The sequence below is a fragment of the Kribbella sp. NPDC004536 genome, assembly GCF_042873835.1.
Taxonomy (GTDB): domain Bacteria; phylum Actinomycetota; class Actinomycetes; order Propionibacteriales; family Kribbellaceae; genus Kribbella.
The window spans coordinates 843761-861527 of sequence record NZ_JBIALY010000003.1 but is presented as its reverse complement, the minus strand read 5'-3'; the positions used below and the strand labels follow the sequence as shown (position 1 = coordinate 861527).

General features: G+C 68.9%; 19 protein-coding genes. 7 read left to right on the top strand and 12 right to left on the bottom strand.

Features of this window, described 5'->3' with window-relative positions; genetic code table 11:
* Positions 1-11: 11 nt before the first annotated feature.
* On the bottom strand, positions 12-638 hold the full coding sequence (locus tag ACFYRU_RS29435; protein ID WP_387664274.1) for a DUF2461 domain-containing protein: 627 nt from the start codon (positions 636-638) through the stop codon (positions 12-14).
* 32 nt (positions 639-670) lie between these two features.
* Between ACFYRU_RS29435 and ACFYRU_RS29430 the strand changes: the two genes are divergently transcribed.
* Positions 671-1621: a zinc-binding alcohol dehydrogenase family protein gene (locus tag ACFYRU_RS29430; protein WP_387664272.1), complete on the top strand. Its 951-nt coding sequence runs from the start codon at positions 671-673 to the stop codon at positions 1619-1621.
* Here the strand turns inward: ACFYRU_RS29430 and ACFYRU_RS29425 are convergent.
* The 3 genes from ACFYRU_RS29425 to ACFYRU_RS29415 all read right to left on the bottom strand — a co-directional run bounded on the left by ACFYRU_RS29425 (position 1611) and on the right by ACFYRU_RS29415 (position 3703).
* Positions 1611-2741, bottom strand: coding sequence for an epoxide hydrolase family protein (locus tag ACFYRU_RS29425; RefSeq protein WP_387664270.1), 1131 nt, complete (start codon positions 2739-2741; stop codon positions 1611-1613). The two genes, ACFYRU_RS29430 and ACFYRU_RS29425, sit on opposite strands and share 11 nt — an antisense overlap.
* Before the next feature lie 26 nt (positions 2742-2767).
* Entirely contained in the window at positions 2768-3040 is a 273-nt protein-coding gene (locus ACFYRU_RS29420; RefSeq protein WP_387664268.1) for a hypothetical protein, read from the bottom strand.
* A 390-nt stretch (positions 3041-3430) separates the two neighbouring features.
* The gene (locus tag ACFYRU_RS29415) at positions 3431-3703 is read right to left on the bottom strand and encodes a DUF1905 domain-containing protein (RefSeq protein ID WP_387664267.1); all 273 of its coding nucleotides are present in this window, start codon (positions 3701-3703) and stop codon (positions 3431-3433) included.
* A 73-nt stretch (positions 3704-3776) separates the two neighbouring features.
* On the opposite strand from ACFYRU_RS29415, the gene ACFYRU_RS29410 reads away from it, so the two are divergent.
* The gene (locus ACFYRU_RS29410) at positions 3777-4286 is read left to right on the top strand and encodes a GNAT family N-acetyltransferase (RefSeq protein ID WP_387666040.1); all 510 of its coding nucleotides are present in this window, start codon (positions 3777-3779) and stop codon (positions 4284-4286) included.
* Here the strand turns inward: ACFYRU_RS29410 and ACFYRU_RS29405 are convergent.
* The 8 genes from ACFYRU_RS29405 to ACFYRU_RS29370 form a co-directional block, all read right to left on the bottom strand.
* A complete protein-coding gene (locus ACFYRU_RS29405) occupies positions 4237-5214 on the bottom strand; it encodes a cation diffusion facilitator family transporter (RefSeq protein ID WP_387664265.1) in 978 nt (325 codons plus the stop codon). The two genes, ACFYRU_RS29410 and ACFYRU_RS29405, sit on opposite strands and share 50 nt — an antisense overlap.
* On the bottom strand, positions 5211-5612 hold the full coding sequence (locus tag ACFYRU_RS29400) for an ArsR/SmtB family transcription factor (protein ID WP_387664263.1): 402 nt from the start codon (positions 5610-5612) through the stop codon (positions 5211-5213). The genes ACFYRU_RS29405 and ACFYRU_RS29400 overlap by 4 nt, the downstream gene beginning before the upstream one ends.
* Positions 5613-5640: 28 nt before the next feature.
* Positions 5641-6273, bottom strand: a complete 633-nt coding sequence (locus ACFYRU_RS29395) for a response regulator (protein WP_387664261.1) — start codon at positions 6271-6273, stop codon at positions 5641-5643.
* Entirely contained in the window at positions 6270-7424 is a 1155-nt protein-coding gene (locus tag ACFYRU_RS29390; protein ID WP_387664259.1) for a sensor histidine kinase, read from the bottom strand. Before ACFYRU_RS29390 ends, ACFYRU_RS29395 begins: the two co-directional genes overlap by 4 nt.
* Before the next feature lie 7 nt (positions 7425-7431).
* Positions 7432-7914 carry a hypothetical protein gene (locus tag ACFYRU_RS29385; RefSeq protein ID WP_387664257.1) on the bottom strand — a complete coding sequence of 161 codons (483 nt, stop codon included), beginning with the start codon at positions 7912-7914 and terminating at the stop codon, positions 7432-7434.
* A 128-nt stretch (positions 7915-8042) separates the two neighbouring features.
* On the bottom strand, positions 8043-9641 hold the full coding sequence (locus ACFYRU_RS29380) for an ABC-F family ATP-binding cassette domain-containing protein (RefSeq protein ID WP_387664256.1): 1599 nt from the start codon (positions 9639-9641) through the stop codon (positions 8043-8045).
* Between the two features lie 117 nt (positions 9642-9758).
* Positions 9759-11168, bottom strand: coding sequence for an ATP-binding protein (locus ACFYRU_RS29375; RefSeq protein WP_387664254.1), 1410 nt, complete (start codon positions 11166-11168; stop codon positions 9759-9761).
* A 2-nt stretch (positions 11169-11170) separates the two neighbouring features.
* Positions 11171-11854 carry a response regulator gene (locus ACFYRU_RS29370; RefSeq protein WP_387664252.1) on the bottom strand — a complete coding sequence of 228 codons (684 nt, stop codon included), beginning with the start codon at positions 11852-11854 and terminating at the stop codon, positions 11171-11173.
* A 167-nt stretch (positions 11855-12021) separates the two neighbouring features.
* Between ACFYRU_RS29370 and ACFYRU_RS29365 the strand changes: the two genes are divergently transcribed.
* From ACFYRU_RS29365 to ACFYRU_RS29345, 5 genes are read left to right on the top strand one after another with little or no spacing between them, the layout of a single operon-like run.
* Positions 12022-13824: an ABC transporter substrate-binding protein gene (locus ACFYRU_RS29365; protein WP_387664250.1), complete on the top strand. Its 1803-nt coding sequence runs from the start codon at positions 12022-12024 to the stop codon at positions 13822-13824.
* A gap of 4 nt (positions 13825-13828) precedes the next feature.
* Positions 13829-14806, top strand: coding sequence for an ABC transporter ATP-binding protein (locus ACFYRU_RS29360; RefSeq protein ID WP_387664249.1), 978 nt, complete (start codon positions 13829-13831; stop codon positions 14804-14806).
* Complete coding sequence (locus ACFYRU_RS29355) at positions 14803-15819, top strand: ABC transporter ATP-binding protein (protein WP_387664247.1); 1017 nt, start codon at positions 14803-14805, stop codon at positions 15817-15819. The genes ACFYRU_RS29360 and ACFYRU_RS29355 overlap by 4 nt, the downstream gene beginning before the upstream one ends.
* Positions 15816-16742, top strand: a complete 927-nt coding sequence (locus ACFYRU_RS29350) for an ABC transporter permease (RefSeq protein ID WP_387664246.1) — start codon at positions 15816-15818, stop codon at positions 16740-16742. Before ACFYRU_RS29355 ends, ACFYRU_RS29350 begins: the two co-directional genes overlap by 4 nt.
* A gap of 2 nt (positions 16743-16744) precedes the next feature.
* Entirely contained in the window at positions 16745-17704 is a 960-nt protein-coding gene (locus tag ACFYRU_RS29345; RefSeq protein ID WP_387664244.1) for an ABC transporter permease, read from the top strand.
* The last annotated feature ends 63 nt before the right edge of the window (positions 17705-17767 follow it).

The following is a 17767-nucleotide window of genomic DNA, read 5'->3' as shown; positions in this document are numbered from 1 at the left end:
TCCGGATCGGGTTAGCTGTTGTCGGTTAGCCAGGTTATTAGGGGTTTGGTGGCTTGCCAGTCGGTGCGGATTTGGGGGAGGAGGGCGGGGGTGTGGATGACGGGGGCGAAGCCGTAGTTCTTGCCTACGGTGAGGGATTTGTGGCGGAGGAGGTCTATGCGGGGGTGGTCGGCGTCGTAGCCGCGGGGGGTGGTTTTGAGTTTGTCGCCGCCGATGGTCCAGCCTGCTTTCTCCAGGGCGGCGAGGATCTTCACCAGCTGGTTGCCGCGGCGGGAGTCGTCGATGGCGGTGCGGACCCTGGCCAGACGGTCGCCGCTTGCCTCGTAGAAGCCGGCGCCGACGCGGACGCCGGGCGCGGAGATCTGGACGTACCAGCCGGTGGCCGGCGCGACCGCGACGTACGCGCCCTGGTGGGTCTTGTACGGGGTCTTGTCCTTGGCGAAGCGGACGTCGCGGTACGGGCGGAAGAGCTTCGCCGGACCGAACTCCTCCTCGAGCTCGGCGGTGAGGTCGGCCATCGGGGTACGGACCGACTCCTCGTAGACGTGCTTGTGCGCCGTCCAGAAGCTCTTGGTGTTGTCCATTTCGAGATCGTCGTAGAAGTCCAGCGCGGCCGCCGGAAAACCGGTAAAACTCATACGGCAACCATAGTCACCGGACAGGAACCCATATGCGCGCGATCCAGGTCACCGAGTTCGGCGGCCCCGAAGTACTCGTACCCACCGAGCTCGACCCGCCCGTCCCGGACCAGGACCAGCTGCTCGTCGAGGTGACCGCCGCGGGCGTGAACTTCGCCGACACGCACCGCACCGACGGTTCGTACCGCGGTGGCGTCACGCTCCCGTTCGTACCGGGTGTCGAGATCGTCGGCCGTACGACGGACGGCCGCCGCATCCTCTCCCCCATCTTCGAAACCGGTGGCGGGTACGCCGAGTACGCCGTGGCGCCGAAGCACCGCGCGGTCGACGTACCCGACGACGTCTCCGACGGGCAGGCGCTCGCCCTCCTCATTCAGGGCCTGACCGCGTGGCACGTACTACGGAAGAGTGCCCGTCTCGAGTGCGGCGACTCCGTCCTCGTCAACGCGGCCGCGGGCGGTGTCGGGTCGCTCGCGATCCAGCTCGCGAAGCACTTCGGCGCCGGCCAGGTGATCGCCGCGGCGTCCACGCCCGCGAAGCGCGAACTCGCTCTCGAACTCGGCGCGGATGTTGCCGTCGACAACAGTCTGGACGGCTACGTCGAGCGGGTACGGGCGGCGGCCGAGGGAGGCGTCGACGTCGTACTCGACCCGACTGGTGGTACGGCGACGCAGGCCGGTCTCGACTGCCTGCGAGACTTCGGGCGACTGGTGAACTACGGCAACGCCGGCCGCGAAGGCCGGCCGCCGATCGACCCGAGTGCGCTTGCCCAGCGCAACCTTTCGGTCGCGGGCTTCTGGCTCGTGCCCGCGATGGACCTCCCCGGCAAGTACGCCGAACCGTTGGCCGCGATGCTCGACCTGACCGCGCGCAAACAACTCCGCCCACTGGTCGGAGCCGAGTACCCGTTGGAGGAGGCGCGCCGTTCGCACGAGGACCTGCTGGCCCGCCGCACCACCGGCAAGCTGATCCTCAAGCCTTGAGAGCCGAGAGAGCCGTGAAGAAGGCCCGGATGTCGTCAGCCAACACCTGAGGCTGCTCCAGAGCGGCGAAGTGCCCGCCGTCGGGATGCGACGTCCAGCGGACGATGTTGTCGGTGTGCTCGACCTTATGCCGGAGCGGGATGAAGTTCTCGTGCGCGAGGTCGAGCAGCGCGGTCGGCGTCCGCGACGGCTCCGGCGGCTGACCCCAGTACGACGCGTGGGCGCGCTCGTAGTAGATCGCACCTGACGATCCACCGGTCCGGGTCAGCCAGTACAGCATCACGTTCGTGAGCAGCAGGTCCCGGTCGATCTCACCGTCGGACCAGGTCGCGAACTTCTCCGCGATCCACGCCAGCTGCCCGACGGGTGAGTCGGTGAGCGCGTACGCGAGCGTCTGCGGCCGCGTCGACTGCAGATCGGCATACCCCTGCTGCTCCGAGGCGAACGACTGCTGCCGCCGCCACGACGCCCAGGTCCGCTCCTGCTCCGCGCCGGACAACTCGGCGAGTTCCTCCGAGGTCGGCTCCGACGTCGCGCCCGCTCCCGGAATCAGATTCAGGTGTACGCCGACCACCCGCGACGGGTCGATCCGCCCGACCTCGCGCGAGACCGCGGCACCCCAGTCCCCGCCCTGTACGCCGTACCGCTCGTACCCGAGCCGGGTCACCAGCTCGGTCCACGCGCGGGCGACCCTCTTGAACTCCCAGTCGGCCTCCCGCGTCGGGCCGGACAGCGTGAAGCCGGGGATCGTCGGCAGGATCAGGTGGAAATCGGTGAGCAACGGCGCGAGGTCCGTGAACTCGACGATCGAGCCCGGCCAGCCGTGGGTGATCACCAGCGGGAGCGCGTCCGGCGACGCGGACGGTAGGTGGGCGAAGTGCACGGTGGCGCCGTCGATCACGGTCGTGTACTGGGGCCACTCGTTCAAACGCGCTTCACAAGCCCGCCAGTCGTAGCCCGTACGCCAGTACGCGACGAGGTCCTGTAGGTATGCCAGCGGTACACCGCGGGACCAGCCGGCGTCGGGTAGCTCCGACGGCCAGCGCACCAGGTCCAGCCGATGCCGCAGGTCGTCCAGGTCGCTCTCCGGCACGTCCAGCCGGAACGGTTCGATCGTCATCCCGGCACCCTGACACAACCGGACCGTCAGGCGACGACCTTTTCCTGGCCGCGGTCGTGCAGGACCTTGACCGCGACCGCGGCGATCAGGCAGAGGACGCCGGCGATGATCACGATCGTGGTCAGCGTGCTCGCACCGTTCAGCGCGTTGTCGCAGGCCATCGGCGTGATCCCACCGGCCGGCCGGAACGCCGAACCACAGTTCGCACCGCTCGCCGAGACCGTGCGGAACCCGAGCAGCGCGCCGGCCAGCAGCAACACCACCCCGGCAGCGCCGAGCACCTTGTTCAGCGCAGTCACAGCGAGACCGGCTCCGCTAGGCGGTGCCTCGCGATCCCGCGCCGTCGCGAGCAGGTGCTCGGTGCGGTGCATCGGCGTGCGGGGGCGAAGGTCTCGATGCGGAGCATCGTGGCCTTTGCACCCGTGCGGCGAGGTGCCGTGCCGAGTGCCGCGCAGTAGGCGCGGGATCGCGAGGCACCGCCTTCCGTTGGGCATGCCAACGGCATGCACCATGAGCCCCGTAGCACTTCGTTCACTCCTCTTCGTCGGACCACCCAAGAACCGACGGTACGGTCCGGCCCGCGATCAGCCCCACCCGTGCAGCCGGTCAGCAACGATTCTTCACACAGTCCTTACTCAGAACATGACCGGCTGTGACGGTGATCTCAGATCAAATGGAAGTGACTCTCATCAGATCCGCTCTTCCAGGTGAACGGTCATCTCCTCGCCGGGCTGCTTGCCCAGCAAGGTGCGCAGCGTGCCTTTGACGGGGAGTTTGTGGGTGCCGTCGCCGAGCGCCATGAACGAGCTCTCGAACGGGTGCCCGTCCATCGTGCCGCGGACCTTGACCAGTCCGCGGGTTCCGAAGTACTCCGCCGAACCCGGCATCTGCACGTAGGTCCAGCCGCCCTTCGCGTCGCTCTTCTGCAGCGGTGCGGTGAACGTCTTGTCCAGCTTGCTCATGGTGAGCTCCTCTCTACACCCAATAGGTAGAGACCGTGGTCCGCGTTTCGACACTATTCTGGAATTCGTGCAGATGAAGATCCGCCGGGCCGGGCGGGGCGACGTGCCGGCGGTGCTGGCGCTGCTGGACGGGGCGACGATGTGGCTGGTCGCGCGCGGGCGGACCGACCAGTGGGGCACCCGGCTGCACTCGACGAGTCCGAAGCGGGTCGCGCAGATCACCGGGTTCGCGGACGACGGCGGGCTGTGGGTCGGCGAGGCGGACGGGCGCGTGGTGGGGGCGTTGGCGGTCGGTACGGCACTCCCGCACATCCCGCCCGTCGACGAGCCGGAACTGTACGTACGGCTGCTCGTCTCCGAGCGGGCCTCCGCCGGGCAGAACGTGGGCGGCGTACTCCTCGACCACGCCCGCGACCTGGCCCGTGAAGCTGGCGTGAGTCTGTTGCGGGTGGACTGCTTCGCCGGTGGCGACGGCGCGCTCGTTCGGTACTACGAGCGGCAGGGCTTCACCCGCACCGAGACGTTCAGCGAGTTCAGTGGGCCGGAGGAGTGGCGCGGTCAGGTGCTGGCGCAACGGTTGTAGCCGACCGATGTACGACGCCGTGCGCGTCGCTGCAGTGTTCCTCGATCCGGCCTTCCGACGCGTGGTCGACCTGGAGCGTGGAGTGCGTCAGATGGTGGCGGTCGGCAAGTACCTGCTCGATCCGGATCCGGATCTGGTGGCAGTCCAGGCCCTCCTGGACCAGGATGTGCGCGGACGCGGCCGGCTCGCCGGAGGTGATCTCCCAGACGTGCAGGTCGTGCACCTCGACGACGCCGTCGACCGCGCACAGCTCGGCGCCGAGCGCCTGCGGGTCGATCGCGGTCGGCGCCGCCTCGAGGAAGATCCGGCCGGACTCGCGGACCAGGCCGATGCCGGCCTTCAGCATCAGTACGGCGACCACGAACGCGGCGATCGCGTCCGCCCGGGCGAAGCCGGTGAGCAGTACGACGAGACCGGCGATCGCGGTCGCGATGAACGCGAACAGGTCGTTCAGGATGTGCTGGAACGCGCCCTCGACGTTCAGGCTGGAACGGTTCGCCTTGCTGATCAGCCAGGTGGCGAGCAGGTTCACGACGATGCCGACGAGGCCGGTGATCAGCACGAGTGCACCCTTGACCTCGGGCGGGTGGATCAGCCGGTTGATCGCCTCGTACACGAAGTAGACCGCGAGCAGCAGCAACGTGATGCCGTTCGCCTGGGCGGAGAGGATCTCGACCCGTTTGAAGCCGTACGTGAAGCCGCCGCGCGGGGGTTTCGCGGCCAGCCGGATCGCGAGCAGCGCGAGGGCGATCGCGATCGCGTCGGTGAGCATGTGCGCGGCGTCGGTGACGAGTGCCAGCGAGCCGGCCGCGAGTCCGACGATCACCTCGGCGATCATGAACCCGAGGATCAGCGCCAGCGCACCACTCAGGAGTTTGCGGTCCGCGTTGACGGCATGTCCGTGCCCGTGCCCGTGCCCAGCGCTCATGCTTCCGACCTTTCGGGGTGGATGGCGTCGGTGTGCTCGGTGTGCGCGACGGCGAGGTCCAGCAGCATCCGTACGTGCGCGTCGTCGAGCCGGTAGAAGGCGTTCCGCCCGTCCCGCCGGACGCCGACGACCCGGTGCGCACGCAGCAGCCGGAGGGCGTGCGAGGTCGCGGACTCACTCAGCCCGGTGATCGCGGCGAGATCGCAGACGCACAACTCCCCGTCCAGCAGCGCGACCAGCAGCTTCAGCCGCCGCGGGTCCCCGAGCAGCCCGAACACGTCGGCGGTGTCGACGATGTCGTCCTCCCCCGGCATCCTGGCATTGACACTCGCCACCCGCTCCGGGTCCACCAGCCGCACACTGCACGAGTCATGCTGCACATCTGCAGAACTCTTCATATATTCACGGTACCCCACGAACCAGCGATCAGGCGAGGCCGAGGCGGTAGGCGTAGGCGACGGCTTGGGCTCGGTCGCGGAGGTTGGCTTTGGCGAAGAGGTGGTTGATGTGGGTTTTGACCGTGGCTTCGCTGACTACCAGGTGGCGGGCGATCTCGGTGTTGGAGAGGCCTTCGGCGATCAGGCGGAGGACTTCCAGTTCGCGGGGCGTCAGGCCTGAGTCGGTCACCGTGGGCGGTTTCGCGGTGGCGCCTTCGATCAGGCGGCGTTGGACGTCGGCGTCCAGGATGGACTGGCCGTTGGCGGCGGCTTCCAAGGCCCGGCCGATGGACTCGGCGTCGGCGTCCTTGGTGAGGAAGCCGCGGGCACCGGCGCGCAGGGCGGACAGTACGGAGTCGTCGTCGCTGTACGTCGTGAGTACGACGACCTCGGTCCGCGGGTGCTCCGTACGGACCAGCCGAGTCGCCTCGACGCCGTCCATCGCCGGCATCCGCAGATCCACCAGCAGTACGTCGGGATCGTGTTCGGCGACCAGCGCGACCGCCTCCCGGCCGTCCGACGCGGCCGCGACCACGTCGATCCCGGGCAGCAACTTCAGCAACGTGACCAGCCCGTCCCGCACCACGGTCTGATCGTCCGCGACCACCACTCGAACGCTCACGCAGGCACCTTCAGTTCGACCCGCCAGCCCGTGGATGTCGGGCCGGCCTCCAGTGATCCGCCGACCAGGTCGGCACGTTCGCGCATCCCGAGCAGACCGTACCCGCCCGGCGCAGCCTTGTCCGGCCGCTTCTCCTGCTGGTCGTCGACGCTCAACACGACCGAGGGGCCGTACGACAGCCGCACCCGCACCGGCGCGCCCGGAGCATGCTTGCGGATGTTCGCGAGTGACTCCTGCAACGTCCGGTACAACGTGCTGAGAACCTCGGCGGACAGCTCGCGCGATGCACCGTCCACCTCGAAGGACGCCGCCACCCCACTCTCGAGCCGGTACGCCGTCACCAGATCGCCGAGCGCCCGTACGTCGGGAACCGCGTCATCTCGCAGCGCCGCCACCGCACGCCGCGCCTCGGCCAGCCCGTCCGCGGCCAGCCCCTGCGCCCGCGTCACCTGCTCGATCGCCTCCGGCGACGCTCCGTCCCGCACCAGCATCAACCGCGCACCCTGCAGGCTGAGCGACAACCCGGCCAGGGAATGCGCGAGTACGTCGTGCACGTCGCGGGCGATCCGCGCCCGCTCGGCCAGCGCCGCGGCCCGTTCGTGTTCCTCGATCGCGGCCTGTTTGCGCGCCAGCGACACCTCGAGGTCCTCCAACCGCTGTTCCCGCGACCGCCGGTTGATCGCCGCCAGCGTCAGCGCGACCACTCCGAAGGCCGCACCGCAGGCGGCCGGCACGGACCGTGTCGTCACGTACAGCGGCACACTCGTCCCGACGATGCTGATGGCAACGATCACCCACTCGAGCGGCTGCGCGCGGAAGTACCGGACGGCGGCGCGGCTGGCCCAGAACGGGATCACGATCATCGCGCTGGCGGGCAACGCGTACCAGAGCGCGCAGCCGGCGAGCGTGAACACCAGCACCCCGTACCCGGCCCGCCCCGGCGGCGTGCCGTACCGCAGCCCGAACAGCGAAATGTTGCTGAGTACAACGATCACGCCGAGGGCCACGATCGCCCAGTACGGCAGCCGCTGGACGTCGCGGCCGCGGGCCGCGACCAGCACCGAGATGATCGCGATCACCCCGGGTACCGCCCGCAGCAGCAGGCCAGGCACGGAGGAGTCCCGTACCTGGCCCGACAGCGTCCAACTCATGCTCACATCATGCCCGCTGCGCGGCCAGCGGCGCGTCCATCGCGAGCGAGCGGCGGTAGACCATCGCGTTCTGGGCGCCGATCGTGAGGCCGATGGTGACGGCGATCGAGGCCTGGCCGACCGGGCTGTGCGGCCAGAGCGCGGCGGCGGCGACCGACGTACTGATCCGGAGACCGATGGTCACGAGCCACAGGACGAGCGTCGCGGCAGTGCCCTTCTGGAACAGCCCCTGGTCGGTCGGGGTCAGCCGGATGCTGGCGCCGCGGGCGAAGCCGAGGCCGATCAGCACCACCCCTTCGAGGGCGAGGAAGGCAAGTTCGCCGACGGTCGCGGTGTGCACGACCGAGGACAGCGAGAGGACGCCGACACCCAGCAGGAGCGCGGGCATCAGGAACAGCGACTTCTGCGTGACCAGCGAGCCTGTCACCTGCCGGCCGATCACCCGTACCAGCACCAGCACGCCAATCAGGATTCCGATTACGGCCGACATCTCAGTTCCTTTCGAGGAGTTTCGTTGTTGGTGCCAACACTCCTCGGATCCGGCCGCGCAGACGTCAGCCCGGAGGTGAGACCCGGGTGGATCCCAGGTCTCAACCCCAGGGTTGAGCCGCAACGAACTCAGGCCAGCGAGACCAGGTCCAGGTACTCGTCGGACCACAGGTCCTCGGTGGCGTCCGGGAGGATCAGCACCCGGTCCGGGCGGAGCGACTCGATGGCTCCCTCGTCGTGGGTGACCATCACGATCGCGCCCGGGTAGCTGCCGACCGCGCCGAGTACCTCGTCCCGCGAGGCCGGGTCGAGGTTGTTCGTCGGCTCGTCCAGCAGCAGGACGTTCGCGCTCGAGTGGACCAGCCCGGCCAGCGCCAGCCGGGTCTTCTCGCCGCCGGACAGCACCCCGGCCGGCTTGTCTACGTCGTCGCCGCTGAACAGGAACGACCCGAGCACGTTCCGCACCTCGCCGTCGGTCAGACCGGGCGCGACCGCGGCCAGGTTCTGCCGTACGGTCCCGGCCAGGTCGAGTGTGTCGTGCTCCTGCGCGAAGTACCCGAGCCGCAGCCCGTGACCTGGTACGACGCGACCGGCGTCCGGCTGTTCCCGCCCGGCGAGCAGCCGGAGCAGTGTCGTCTTGCCGGCACCGTTCAGCCCGAGGATGACGACCCGGCTGCCGCGGTCGACGGCCAGGTCGACGCCGTTCAGCACCTGGAGGGCGCCGTACGACTTCTTCAGGCCGACCGCGGTCAGCGGCGTACGTCCCGACGGCGCCGGTGCCGGGAGGCGGATCTTGGCGACCCGGGACGCCCGTCGTACCGGCTCGAGGTCCGACAGCAGCTTGTCCGCACGCCGCGCCATGTTCCGCGCCGCGACCGCGGTCGTCGCACCCGCCTGCATCTTCGCCGCCTGGGCGTGCAGGACCGCGGCCTTCCGTTCGGCGACGGCCCGTTCGCGCTGCCGGCGCCGCTCGTCCGACGCCAGCTGCTCCTGGTACTTCGTCCAGCCGGTGTTGTGCAGGTCGATCGTCAGCCGTTGCGGGTCGAGGTGGAAGACCCGGTTGACCGTTGCCTTGAGCAACTCGCGGTCGTGGCTGATGACGATCAGGCCGCCCGGGTACGACAGCAGGAACTGCCGCAGCCACAGCACCGAGTCGGCGTCCAGGTGGTTGGTCGGCTCGTCGAGCAGCAACGTGTCGTGCTGCGCGAACAGGATCCGGGCCAGCTCGACCCGCCGGCGCTGCCCGCCGGACAGCTCCCCGATCGGCTGCTCCAGCGCGCGGTTGGGCAGCCCGACCCCGGCCGCGAGCCGCGCCGCTTCGGCTTCGGCCGCGTACCCGCCACCGGCCTGGAAGGCTGCCTCGGCGCGGGCGTACGCCGTCATCGCGCGCTCCTGGGCCTCGCCGGTGGCCGTACTCATCGCGGTCTCGGCCGCGCGCAACCGGCGGACGGCGTCGTCGAGGCCGCGGGCGGACAGGATCCGGTCGGTGACGGTGATCGCAGGATCCGCCGCCCGGGGGTCCTGCGGCAGGTACCCGATCGAACCGGTGACGGCGATCTGCCCGGCAGCGGGACGGGCCTCGCCGGCCAGGGTCTTCAGCAGCGTGGTCTTGCCGGCGCCGTTGCGGCCGACGAGCCCGACGCGGTCGCCCGGACCGACAGTGAACGTGATGCCGGCCAGCAGCAGCTGGGCGGCGACGCGAATCTCTACACCGCGAACGGTGATCATAATGGTTACTCTCCGTGAATACTAGTGGACGCACTTCACCTGTGGGAGTGAGTGCGTCAGCTAGACACAGAGGCAAGTAGCCATGTGCCCAAAGGTAGCCGGGCAGGGCAAGAGCCGTCAGCTGGTTTTTGCGGGCAGCTCGATCACGAACCGCGCGCCGCCGCCCGGGCGCTCGGTGACGTGGATGATGCCGTGGTGCCACTGGACGTGCCGGGCGACGATCGCCAGGCCCAGCCCGACCCCGCGACCGCGGCCGGAGGTCTCGCCGCGGCCGAAGCGCTCGAAGATCCGGGCCCGGTCCTCGACCGCGATCCCGGGGCCGGCGTCGTCGACCGTGATCACCACGCCGAGGCCGCCGGTCCGGACGCCGACGCCCTTGCACCCGCCCGCGTGGTCCTCGGCGTTCTCGACCAGGTTCGCGACCACGCGCTCGAGCCGCCGCTTGTCCGCCTGCAGGGTGAGGCCCTCGGCCTCGTGCTCGACCTCGGTCACCTCACGTCCGGCGGCCGCGTCGGCCGCGGCCCGGACCAGGTCGGCGATCCGGACGATCTCCCGGCTGCCCCGGTCGCCGCCGTCGTCGCGGGAGATCTCCAGCAGGTCGATCACCAGCCGGCGGAACCGGTCCAGGTCGTCGCCGAGCAGCTCGACCGGTTCGCGCACCGCGGCCGGCAGTTCGTCGCGGTGGTTCTGGATCAGCTGCATCGAGTTCAGCATCGTCATCAGCGGCGTCCGCAGCTCGTGGCTGACGTCGCCGGCGAACCGGGCGTCCGCCGCGACCCGTCGCTCCAGGTCGGCCGCGGTCTGGTTGAACGAGCGGGCCAGGCCGCCGAGGTCCTTGTCGTTCTCCGCCTGCAGCCGGGCGTCGAGCTTGCCGCGGGCAACAGCATCCGCGACCCCGGCCAGCTCCGCGAGCGGCCGGAGCGCGACCGTACTGGCCAGCCGGCCGACCGCGAGACCGACGAGGGTGGTCGCGATCGCCGCCGCGATCAGCGTGTACCGCAACGTCTGCAGCGTGTCGTCCAGCGCACCCAGCGGATGCCATTCGAAGAACGCGTCGCCCTTGATCCCCATCGGTACGGCGACCGCCAGTACCGGTTGCCCGCCGACCTCGATCCGGTCCTGCGCCGCCGTACCGGCGACCGCGGTCTGGATCAGGTCCGGCGGCAGGTCGGACGGCTGCCCGGTCAGCGCGTACCAGTGGTTGTCCAGGTAGAGCATCGACGCCGCGGCATCGGTGGAGGGCAGGCTGTTCAGGACCTCCATCGGAGTCACGCCGTCCAGCAGCGTGGGAGTCGGGCACTCCACGTGCTCGCGGGCCGGCTGGCACGGCTTCGGTGGACCGTACAGCCCGAAGCGGAGCGCGGCCGCGTTGTCCTCGGTGACGAACTTCGCGGACTGCTCGCGTTGTTCGGTCAGGTACTGCGAGACCACGCCCCAGGTCACCATCGCCAGTACGGTCGACAGTCCGAGTGCCAGCAGGCCGTACGCCAGCATCACCCGCCCCCGGAGCGTGAACCGTCCCAGCAAGGTCAGCTCACCAGTCGGTAGCCCAGGCCGCGGGCGGTGACGAGGTGCTTCGGGCTGGCCGGGTCGCGCTCGATCTTCAGCCGCAGCCGGCGGACGTGCACGTCGACGATCCGGCTGTCCCCGAAGTACCCGTAGCCCCAGACCTTCGACAGCAGCTGCTCGCGGCTGAGCACCTTGCCCTCGGCGCCGGCCAGTTCGGCGAGCAGCTTGAACTCGGTCCGGGTCAGCGGCAGCGTCTCGCCGTCCCGGGTCACCTCGGCCCCGGGGACGTCGATGTGCAGGTCACCGACCTCGATCAGGGCGGGCTGCCGCGCGTTCCCGGGCTCGACCCGGCGCAGCAGTGCCCGGATCCGGGCCGACAACTCCTTGGCAACAAGCGGTTTCGTCACGTAGTCGTCGGCGCCGGCCTCGAGTCCGGCTACCACGTCGTGGCTGTCGGTGCGGGCGGTCACCATGATCACCGGGACGTCGCTGGCGCGGCGGATCTCCCGGCAGACCGTGAAACCGTCCCGGTCCGGCAGCATCAGGTCCAGCAGCACCACGTCCGGCGGCTGCCGGCGCAGGGCGGCCAGGGCGTCGTACCCGTTGGCCGCCTCGGCGACCTCGTACCCCTCGTCCTCGAGCGCAAGTCGCAGTACCCGCCGGATCCGCGGTTCGTCGTCGACCAGCAACAGGCTGTGTGCCACGGGTCCAGTGTCGCTCACGGACGGTCGAAGCGCGGGTAACGGTTGTCATGAATCCGACATGTTCGTGCGGGGGCCTGGTGACATCTGTTTGACGGTTTCCGCCACGCCGGTTCCGGCCGCGCCCGGAAGTCCTAGCTTCGGCCCTATCGAGTCCCGGAGGAGGACCAATGGCCAGAAGACGGCTGGCGCCCAAGAAATTCACCACTGTATCCCTTGCCGCCGTGGTGGGCATCGCACTCGCGGCTTGCAGCAATGGCGGGAACACTCCGTCCGGATCCAGCACGGCCGGCACCCCGGTCAGCGGCGGCACCCTGAACATGCTCGGGACCGGTGACGTCGACTACATGGATCCCAACGTCAGCTACTACTCGATCGGTTACCTGAACCTGCGGATGTGGAGCCGCCAGCTGTTCACGTACCCGGCCGATCCCGGCAGCGACAACACCAAGCCGGTGGCCGACCTGGCCACGGACATGCCGACCACCGCGAACAGCGGGGTGAGCGCGGACGGCAAGACCTACACGATCAAGCTCCGCCCGGGCGCCAAGTGGGACACCACGCCGGCCCGGCAGGTGACCGCGGCCGACATGGTCCGCGGCGTGAAGCGGACCTGCAACCCGGTGCAGCCGTTCGGCGGCATCCCGGACTTCGCCACCCTGATCGACGGGTACAAGGCGTACTGCGACGGCTTCGGGAAGGCCGCGAAGACGGTCGCCGGGATCAAGGACTACATCGACAAGACGCCATTGCCGGGCGTGGTCGCCCAGGACGACACCACCGTGGTGTTCCACCTGACCCAGCCGGCCACGTACTTCGTCGACATGCTGACGCTGCCGGCCTTCTCGCCGGCGCCGGTCGAGTCGCTGAACTACCTCCCGGCCAGCACCGACCTCGGCAACCACTTCCCGTCCGACGGCCCGTACAAGGTCGACTCCTGGGTACCGACGAAGTCGATCACCTACACCCGCAACCCGGCTTGGGACGCCGCTTCCGACCCGGTCCGCAAGGCGTACGTGGACAAGATCGTGGTGAACGAGACGGTCAGCCAGGACTCGATCCAGCAGCAGCTGCAGACCGGGACCCCGGCCGCCGACATGGAGTTCGACGCCGGACCGCCGCCGTCGCAACTGCCGGCCCTGATCGCCAAGAAGGACAAGAACCTGAACCTCGGCATGACGGCGTCCAGCAATCCGTACGTCATCTACAACACCGTGTCGCCGAACAACAACAAGGCGCTCGCCAACCCGAAGGTGCGACAGGCGATCAGCTACGCGATCAACCGTGACCACATCCTGCAGGTGCTCGGCGGCCCGACCATCAACCCGCCGCTGACGCACGTGCTGCCGGACAACATCGTCGGTTCGAAGCAGATCGACCCGTACCCGTACAACGTCGACAAGGCCAAGCAACTGCTGGCCGAGGCGGGCTTCCCGCACCTGACGCTGAAGTTCCTGTACCGGAACGCCTCCGAGGGCAGCAGCAAGGCCTTCCAGACGGTCCAGCAGGACCTGTCCAAGGCCGGCATCACGGTCACCGGCGTACCGTCGCCGAACGCGGACTTCTACGTGAAGTACCTGCAGGTACCGAGCGTCGCGCACCGCGGCGTCTGGGATCTGTCGCTGGCCGGTTGGGGCGCCGACTGGTACGGCAACGCGGCCCTGTCGTTCTTCAACCCGCTGTTCTCGGGCGAGCCGTCGTACCCGCCGATCGGCAGCAACTTCGGCCTGTACAACAGCCCGGCCACCAACAGCCTGATCGACCAGGCCGCCAAGGCCACCACCGAGGACCAGGCGACCGACCTGTGGGCCAAGGCCGACGCCCAGGTGATGGCCGACGCGCCGTTCTTCCCGCTCACCAACCCGAAGAACCCGAACTACCACGCAGCGCAGGTGCACAACGCGAACTACGTACCGGCGATGCAGAACTTCGACCCGACGAACGTATGGCTCGACAAGGCCAAGCAGGGCTGACCTCATGGCACTGCTTGAGGTGAGGGACCTCAAGGTCTCCTTCGACACTCCGGACGGCACGGTCCGTGCCGTCCGGGGGTTGTCGTACGACGTGGAAGCCGGCCAGACGCTCGCCGTGGTGGGCGAGTCCGGGTCCGGCAAGAGCGTCTCCACCCAGACCATCACCGGCCTCACCCGGGGCGCGAAGGTCTCCGGTACGGCGTTCTTCGACGGCACCGACCTGATCACCGCGGACGAACGGACGCTGCGCGGGCTGCGCGGCGCCCGGATCGGGATGATCTTCCAGGACCCGTTGTCCAGCCTGCACCCGCAGTACCGGATCGGCTGGCAGATCGTCGAGATGATCCGCGCGCACGACCTGGAGATCAGCAAGCAGGCGGCCCGGAAGCGGGCCGCCGAACTGCTCACGCTGGTCGGCATCCCGCGGGCGGCCGAGCGGATCGACGACTATCCGCACCAGTTCTCCGGCGGGATGCGGCAGCGGGTGATGATCGCGATGGCGATGGCCCTGGACCCGGCGCTGCTGATCGCGGACGAGCCGACCACCGCGCTCGACGTCACCGTACAGGCCCAGGTGCTGAACGTGATGCGCCGGCTGCAGGAGCAGTTCGGTACCGCGATCATCCTGATCACCCACGACCTCGGGGTGGTCGCGGAGATGGCCGACGAGGTGGTGGTGATGTACGCCGGCGCGGTGATGGAACGGGCACCGCGGCGGGACATCTTCTACCGCAACCACCACCCGTACACCCAGGGCCTGCTGGCCTCGCTGCCCGCGCGCAGCGGCGACCGGCTGACCCCGATCGCGGGGACTCCGCCCAGCCTGATCAACCTGCCCAAGGGCTGCCCGTTCGCGGCCCGTTGCCCGCACGTGTTCGAGAAGTGCACGGAGACCCCACCACTGCTGAACGTCGGCGGCGATCCGCGCCACCAGTCCGCCTGCTGGCTTCCCCACAACGTGAACGAGGCGGTCGCATCGTGAACAACGAAGTACTGCTCAAGGTGGACGACGTCCGGAAGGAGTTCCCCACTCATTCGAAGGAGGTGGTCCAGGCCGTCGCCGGTGTCTCGCTGGAGGTGCACAAGGGCGAGACGCTCGGGCTGGTCGGCGAGACCGGCTGCGGGAAGTCGACGCTGGCGCGGTGCATGGCCCATCTGTACGACGTGACGTCGGGCTCGGTGTGGTTCGAGGGCCAGGAGATCACCAAGCTGTCCCGGAAGGCGATGCGGCCGTTGCGCCGCGACGTCCAGATGATCTTCCAGGACCCGTACGGCTCGCTGAACCCGCGTCGCCGGGTCGGCTCCATCATCGGCGACCCGTTCGCCATCCACAACATTGCCTCTGGCAACGAACGGAAGAAGAAGGTGCAGGAACTGATGGAGCTGGTCGGGCTGAACCCCGAGCACTACAACAGGTTCCCGGCCGAGTTCTCCGGTGGCCAGCGGCAACGGATCGGGGTGGCCCGGGCGCTCGCACTGCGGCCGAAGCTGGTGATCTGCGACGAGCCGGTCTCCGCGTTGGACGTGTCGATCCAGGCGCAGATCATCAACCTGCTGGCCGATCTGCAGCAGGAGCTGAACCTGACGTACGTCTTCATCACCCACGACCTGTCCGTGGTCCGGCACGTCAGCGACCGGATCGCCGTGATGTACCTGGGCAAGATCGTCGAACTGGCCCCGACCGACCAGCTGTTCGGGATGACCCGGCACCCGTACACGCGGGCACTGCTGTCCGCGCTGCCGGTGGCCGACCCGGACACCGCCGACAGCCGGGAGCAGATCATCCTCGGTGGCGACATCCCGGCCGCGACGAACCCGCCGGAGGGGTGCAGGTTCCACACCCGGTGCCCGAAGGCGAAGCTCGACTGCGCGGCCGAGGTACCACCGCTGGAGCCGGTGCTGGACGACACCTACCAGCACCGCACCGCCTGTTTCTACCCGTTGACGGTGGGCGAGGACCTGTCCACCGCAGTCCCTGATCTGAAGGCATCATGACCGCCGCTATCGAAATGGTCGATGTTGTCGACGAGCCCAAGGCCATCGAAGGGCGCAGTCCGTTCTCGCTCGCGATGCGCCGGCTGCGCCGGGACAAGGTCGCGATGATCTCGCTCGTCGTGATCCTGCTGATCGTGCTGATGGCGATCCTGGCGCCGGTGTTCGCCTCCGTCACCGGGCATCCGCCGAACGAGCAGTACCGCGACATCGGGCTCACCCCGGACGGCCTGCCGCGCGGGCCGAACGGCACGTTCTGGCTCGGCACCGACGACCTCGGCCGGGACATCCTGGTGCGGATCGCGTACGGCGCCCGCATCTCGCTGCTGGTCGGCGTGATCGCGACCGCGATCACGGTCGCGATCGGAGTCGTGCTGGGGCTCGCCGCGGGGTTCCTCGGGGGGATCGTCGACACGATCCTGGCGCGGCTGATCGACGTCGTGCTGTCGGTGCCGTTCCTGCTGGTCGCGATCGCACTGGTGTCGGTGACCGGCCCGAGCCTGACCGTGACGGTGCTGGTGATCGGCTTCTTCAGCTGGGCGTCGGTGGCCCGGATCGTCCGCGGTCAGGTGCTGTCGATCCGTGAGCGCGAGTACGTCGAGGCGGCCCGTTCGCTGGGCGCCGGCGACGGCCGGATCATGTACGTCGACGTCCTGCCGAACGTGATCGCGCCGGTGATCGTCTACACCACGCTGCTGATCCCGGTCGTGATCGTCACGCAGGCGACGTTGTCGTTCCTCGGACTCGGCCTGCCGCCGCCCACGGCCGACTGGGGCGGGATGATCAGCGAGTCGCAGAACTACTACACGACCGCGTGGTGGTTCATCCTGTTCCCGGGTCTGGCGCTGCTGATCACCACGCTCGCCTTCAACCTGTTCGGTGACGGGGTCCGGGACGCCTTCGACCCCCGCGCAGATCGGACCTGATCATGGGGATGTTCCTGGTACGACGGATCGGCCACGGGCTGCTGGTCCTGTGGCTGATCAGCGTCTCGGTGTTCGCCCTGTTCTTCGTTGCTCCGAGCAACGTGGCGCAGACGCTCGCGGGCCGGCAGGGTACGCCGGAGACGATCGCGCTGATCAAACACCGGTTGGGCCTGGACCTGCCGGTATGGAAGCAGTACCTGCACTTCCTCGGCAACGCGCTGAAGGGCAACCTCGGGTACGACTACTACCACCAGGTGTCGGTGACGACGATCATCGGGCAGGCACTGCCGATCACGGTGTCGCTGGCGCTCGGTGCAGCCGTTCTCTGGTTGCTGCTGGGCGTGTTCAACGGGGTCGTCTCGGCGACCCACCCGCGGTCGCTCGCGGACCGTGGGCTGACGCTGTTCTCGCTGTTCTTCTACTCGTTCCCGTCGTTCCTGCTCGGCCTGCTGCTGTTGTACTTCCTGTACTTCCGGCTCACGCTGGCCGGTTTCAACTGGTTCCCGGCCGGCGGGTACGCGCCGCTGACCGGCGGAGTCGGGCCGTGGGTGCAGCACCTGGTACTGCCCTGGGTCGCGTTGGCCTTGTTGCTCGCGGCAACTTATACCCGGTTGACCCGCGGCTCGATGCTGGACGTGCTCGGTGAGGACTACATCCGGACCGCCCGGTCGAAGGGGATCCGCGAGAGCCGGGTGATCTACGTCCACGGTCTGCGCAGTGCGCTGACGCCGGTCGTGACGCAGTTCGGCATCGACCTCGGGCAGCTGATCGGCGGTGTGGTCGTGACCGAGACCGTGTTCAGCCTGCCGGGACTGGGACAGACCGCGGTGGTCGCGATCAACCAGCAAGACCTGCCGGTGATCATCGGCATCGTCCTGTTCGCCTCGGCCGCGGTGGTCGTCGCGAACATCCTCGTCGACATCGCCTACGCCGTACTCGACCCACGCGTCCGGCTGCACTGACTTCCAGGGGTCCTTGGTCGGGTTTCCCCCTGGTTGACCGAAGGACAGGAGGTGTGCCGTCCA

What these genes read in the sequence shown, in the direction of transcription:
- ACFYRU_RS29425 (WP_387664270.1), bottom strand. Translation starts at nt 2,741, where the DNA reads ATGACGATCGAACCGTTCCGGCTGGACGTGCCGGAGAGCGACCTGGAC.
- ACFYRU_RS29365 (WP_387664250.1), top strand. Translation starts at nt 12,022, where the DNA reads ATGGCCAGAAGACGGCTGGCGCCCAAGAAATTCACCACTGTATCCCTT.
- ACFYRU_RS29390 (WP_387664259.1), bottom strand. Translation starts at nt 7,424, where the DNA reads ATGAGTTGGACGCTGTCGGGCCAGGTACGGGACTCCTCCGTGCCTGGC.
- ACFYRU_RS29415 (WP_387664267.1), bottom strand. Translation starts at nt 3,703, where the DNA reads ATGAGCAAGCTGGACAAGACGTTCACCGCACCGCTGCAGAAGAGCGAC.
- ACFYRU_RS29345 (WP_387664244.1), top strand. Translation starts at nt 16,745, where the DNA reads ATGGGGATGTTCCTGGTACGACGGATCGGCCACGGGCTGCTGGTCCTG.
- ACFYRU_RS29435 (WP_387664274.1), bottom strand. Translation starts at nt 638, where the DNA reads ATGAGTTTTACCGGTTTTCCGGCGGCCGCGCTGGACTTCTACGACGAT.
- ACFYRU_RS29360 (WP_387664249.1), top strand. Translation starts at nt 13,829, where the DNA reads ATGGCACTGCTTGAGGTGAGGGACCTCAAGGTCTCCTTCGACACTCCG.
- ACFYRU_RS29350 (WP_387664246.1), top strand. Translation starts at nt 15,816, where the DNA reads ATGACCGCCGCTATCGAAATGGTCGATGTTGTCGACGAGCCCAAGGCC.
- ACFYRU_RS29410 (WP_387666040.1), top strand. Translation starts at nt 3,777, where the DNA reads ATGAAGATCCGCCGGGCCGGGCGGGGCGACGTGCCGGCGGTGCTGGCG.
- ACFYRU_RS29400 (WP_387664263.1), bottom strand. Translation starts at nt 5,612, where the DNA reads ATGAAGAGTTCTGCAGATGTGCAGCATGACTCGTGCAGTGTGCGGCTG.
- ACFYRU_RS29430 (WP_387664272.1), top strand. Translation starts at nt 671, where the DNA reads ATGCGCGCGATCCAGGTCACCGAGTTCGGCGGCCCCGAAGTACTCGTA.
- ACFYRU_RS29405 (WP_387664265.1), bottom strand. Translation starts at nt 5,214, where the DNA reads ATGAGCGCTGGGCACGGGCACGGGCACGGACATGCCGTCAACGCGGAC.
- ACFYRU_RS29385 (WP_387664257.1), bottom strand. Translation starts at nt 7,914, where the DNA reads ATGTCGGCCGTAATCGGAATCCTGATTGGCGTGCTGGTGCTGGTACGG.
- ACFYRU_RS29380 (WP_387664256.1), bottom strand. Translation starts at nt 9,641, where the DNA reads ATGATCACCGTTCGCGGTGTAGAGATTCGCGTCGCCGCCCAGCTGCTG.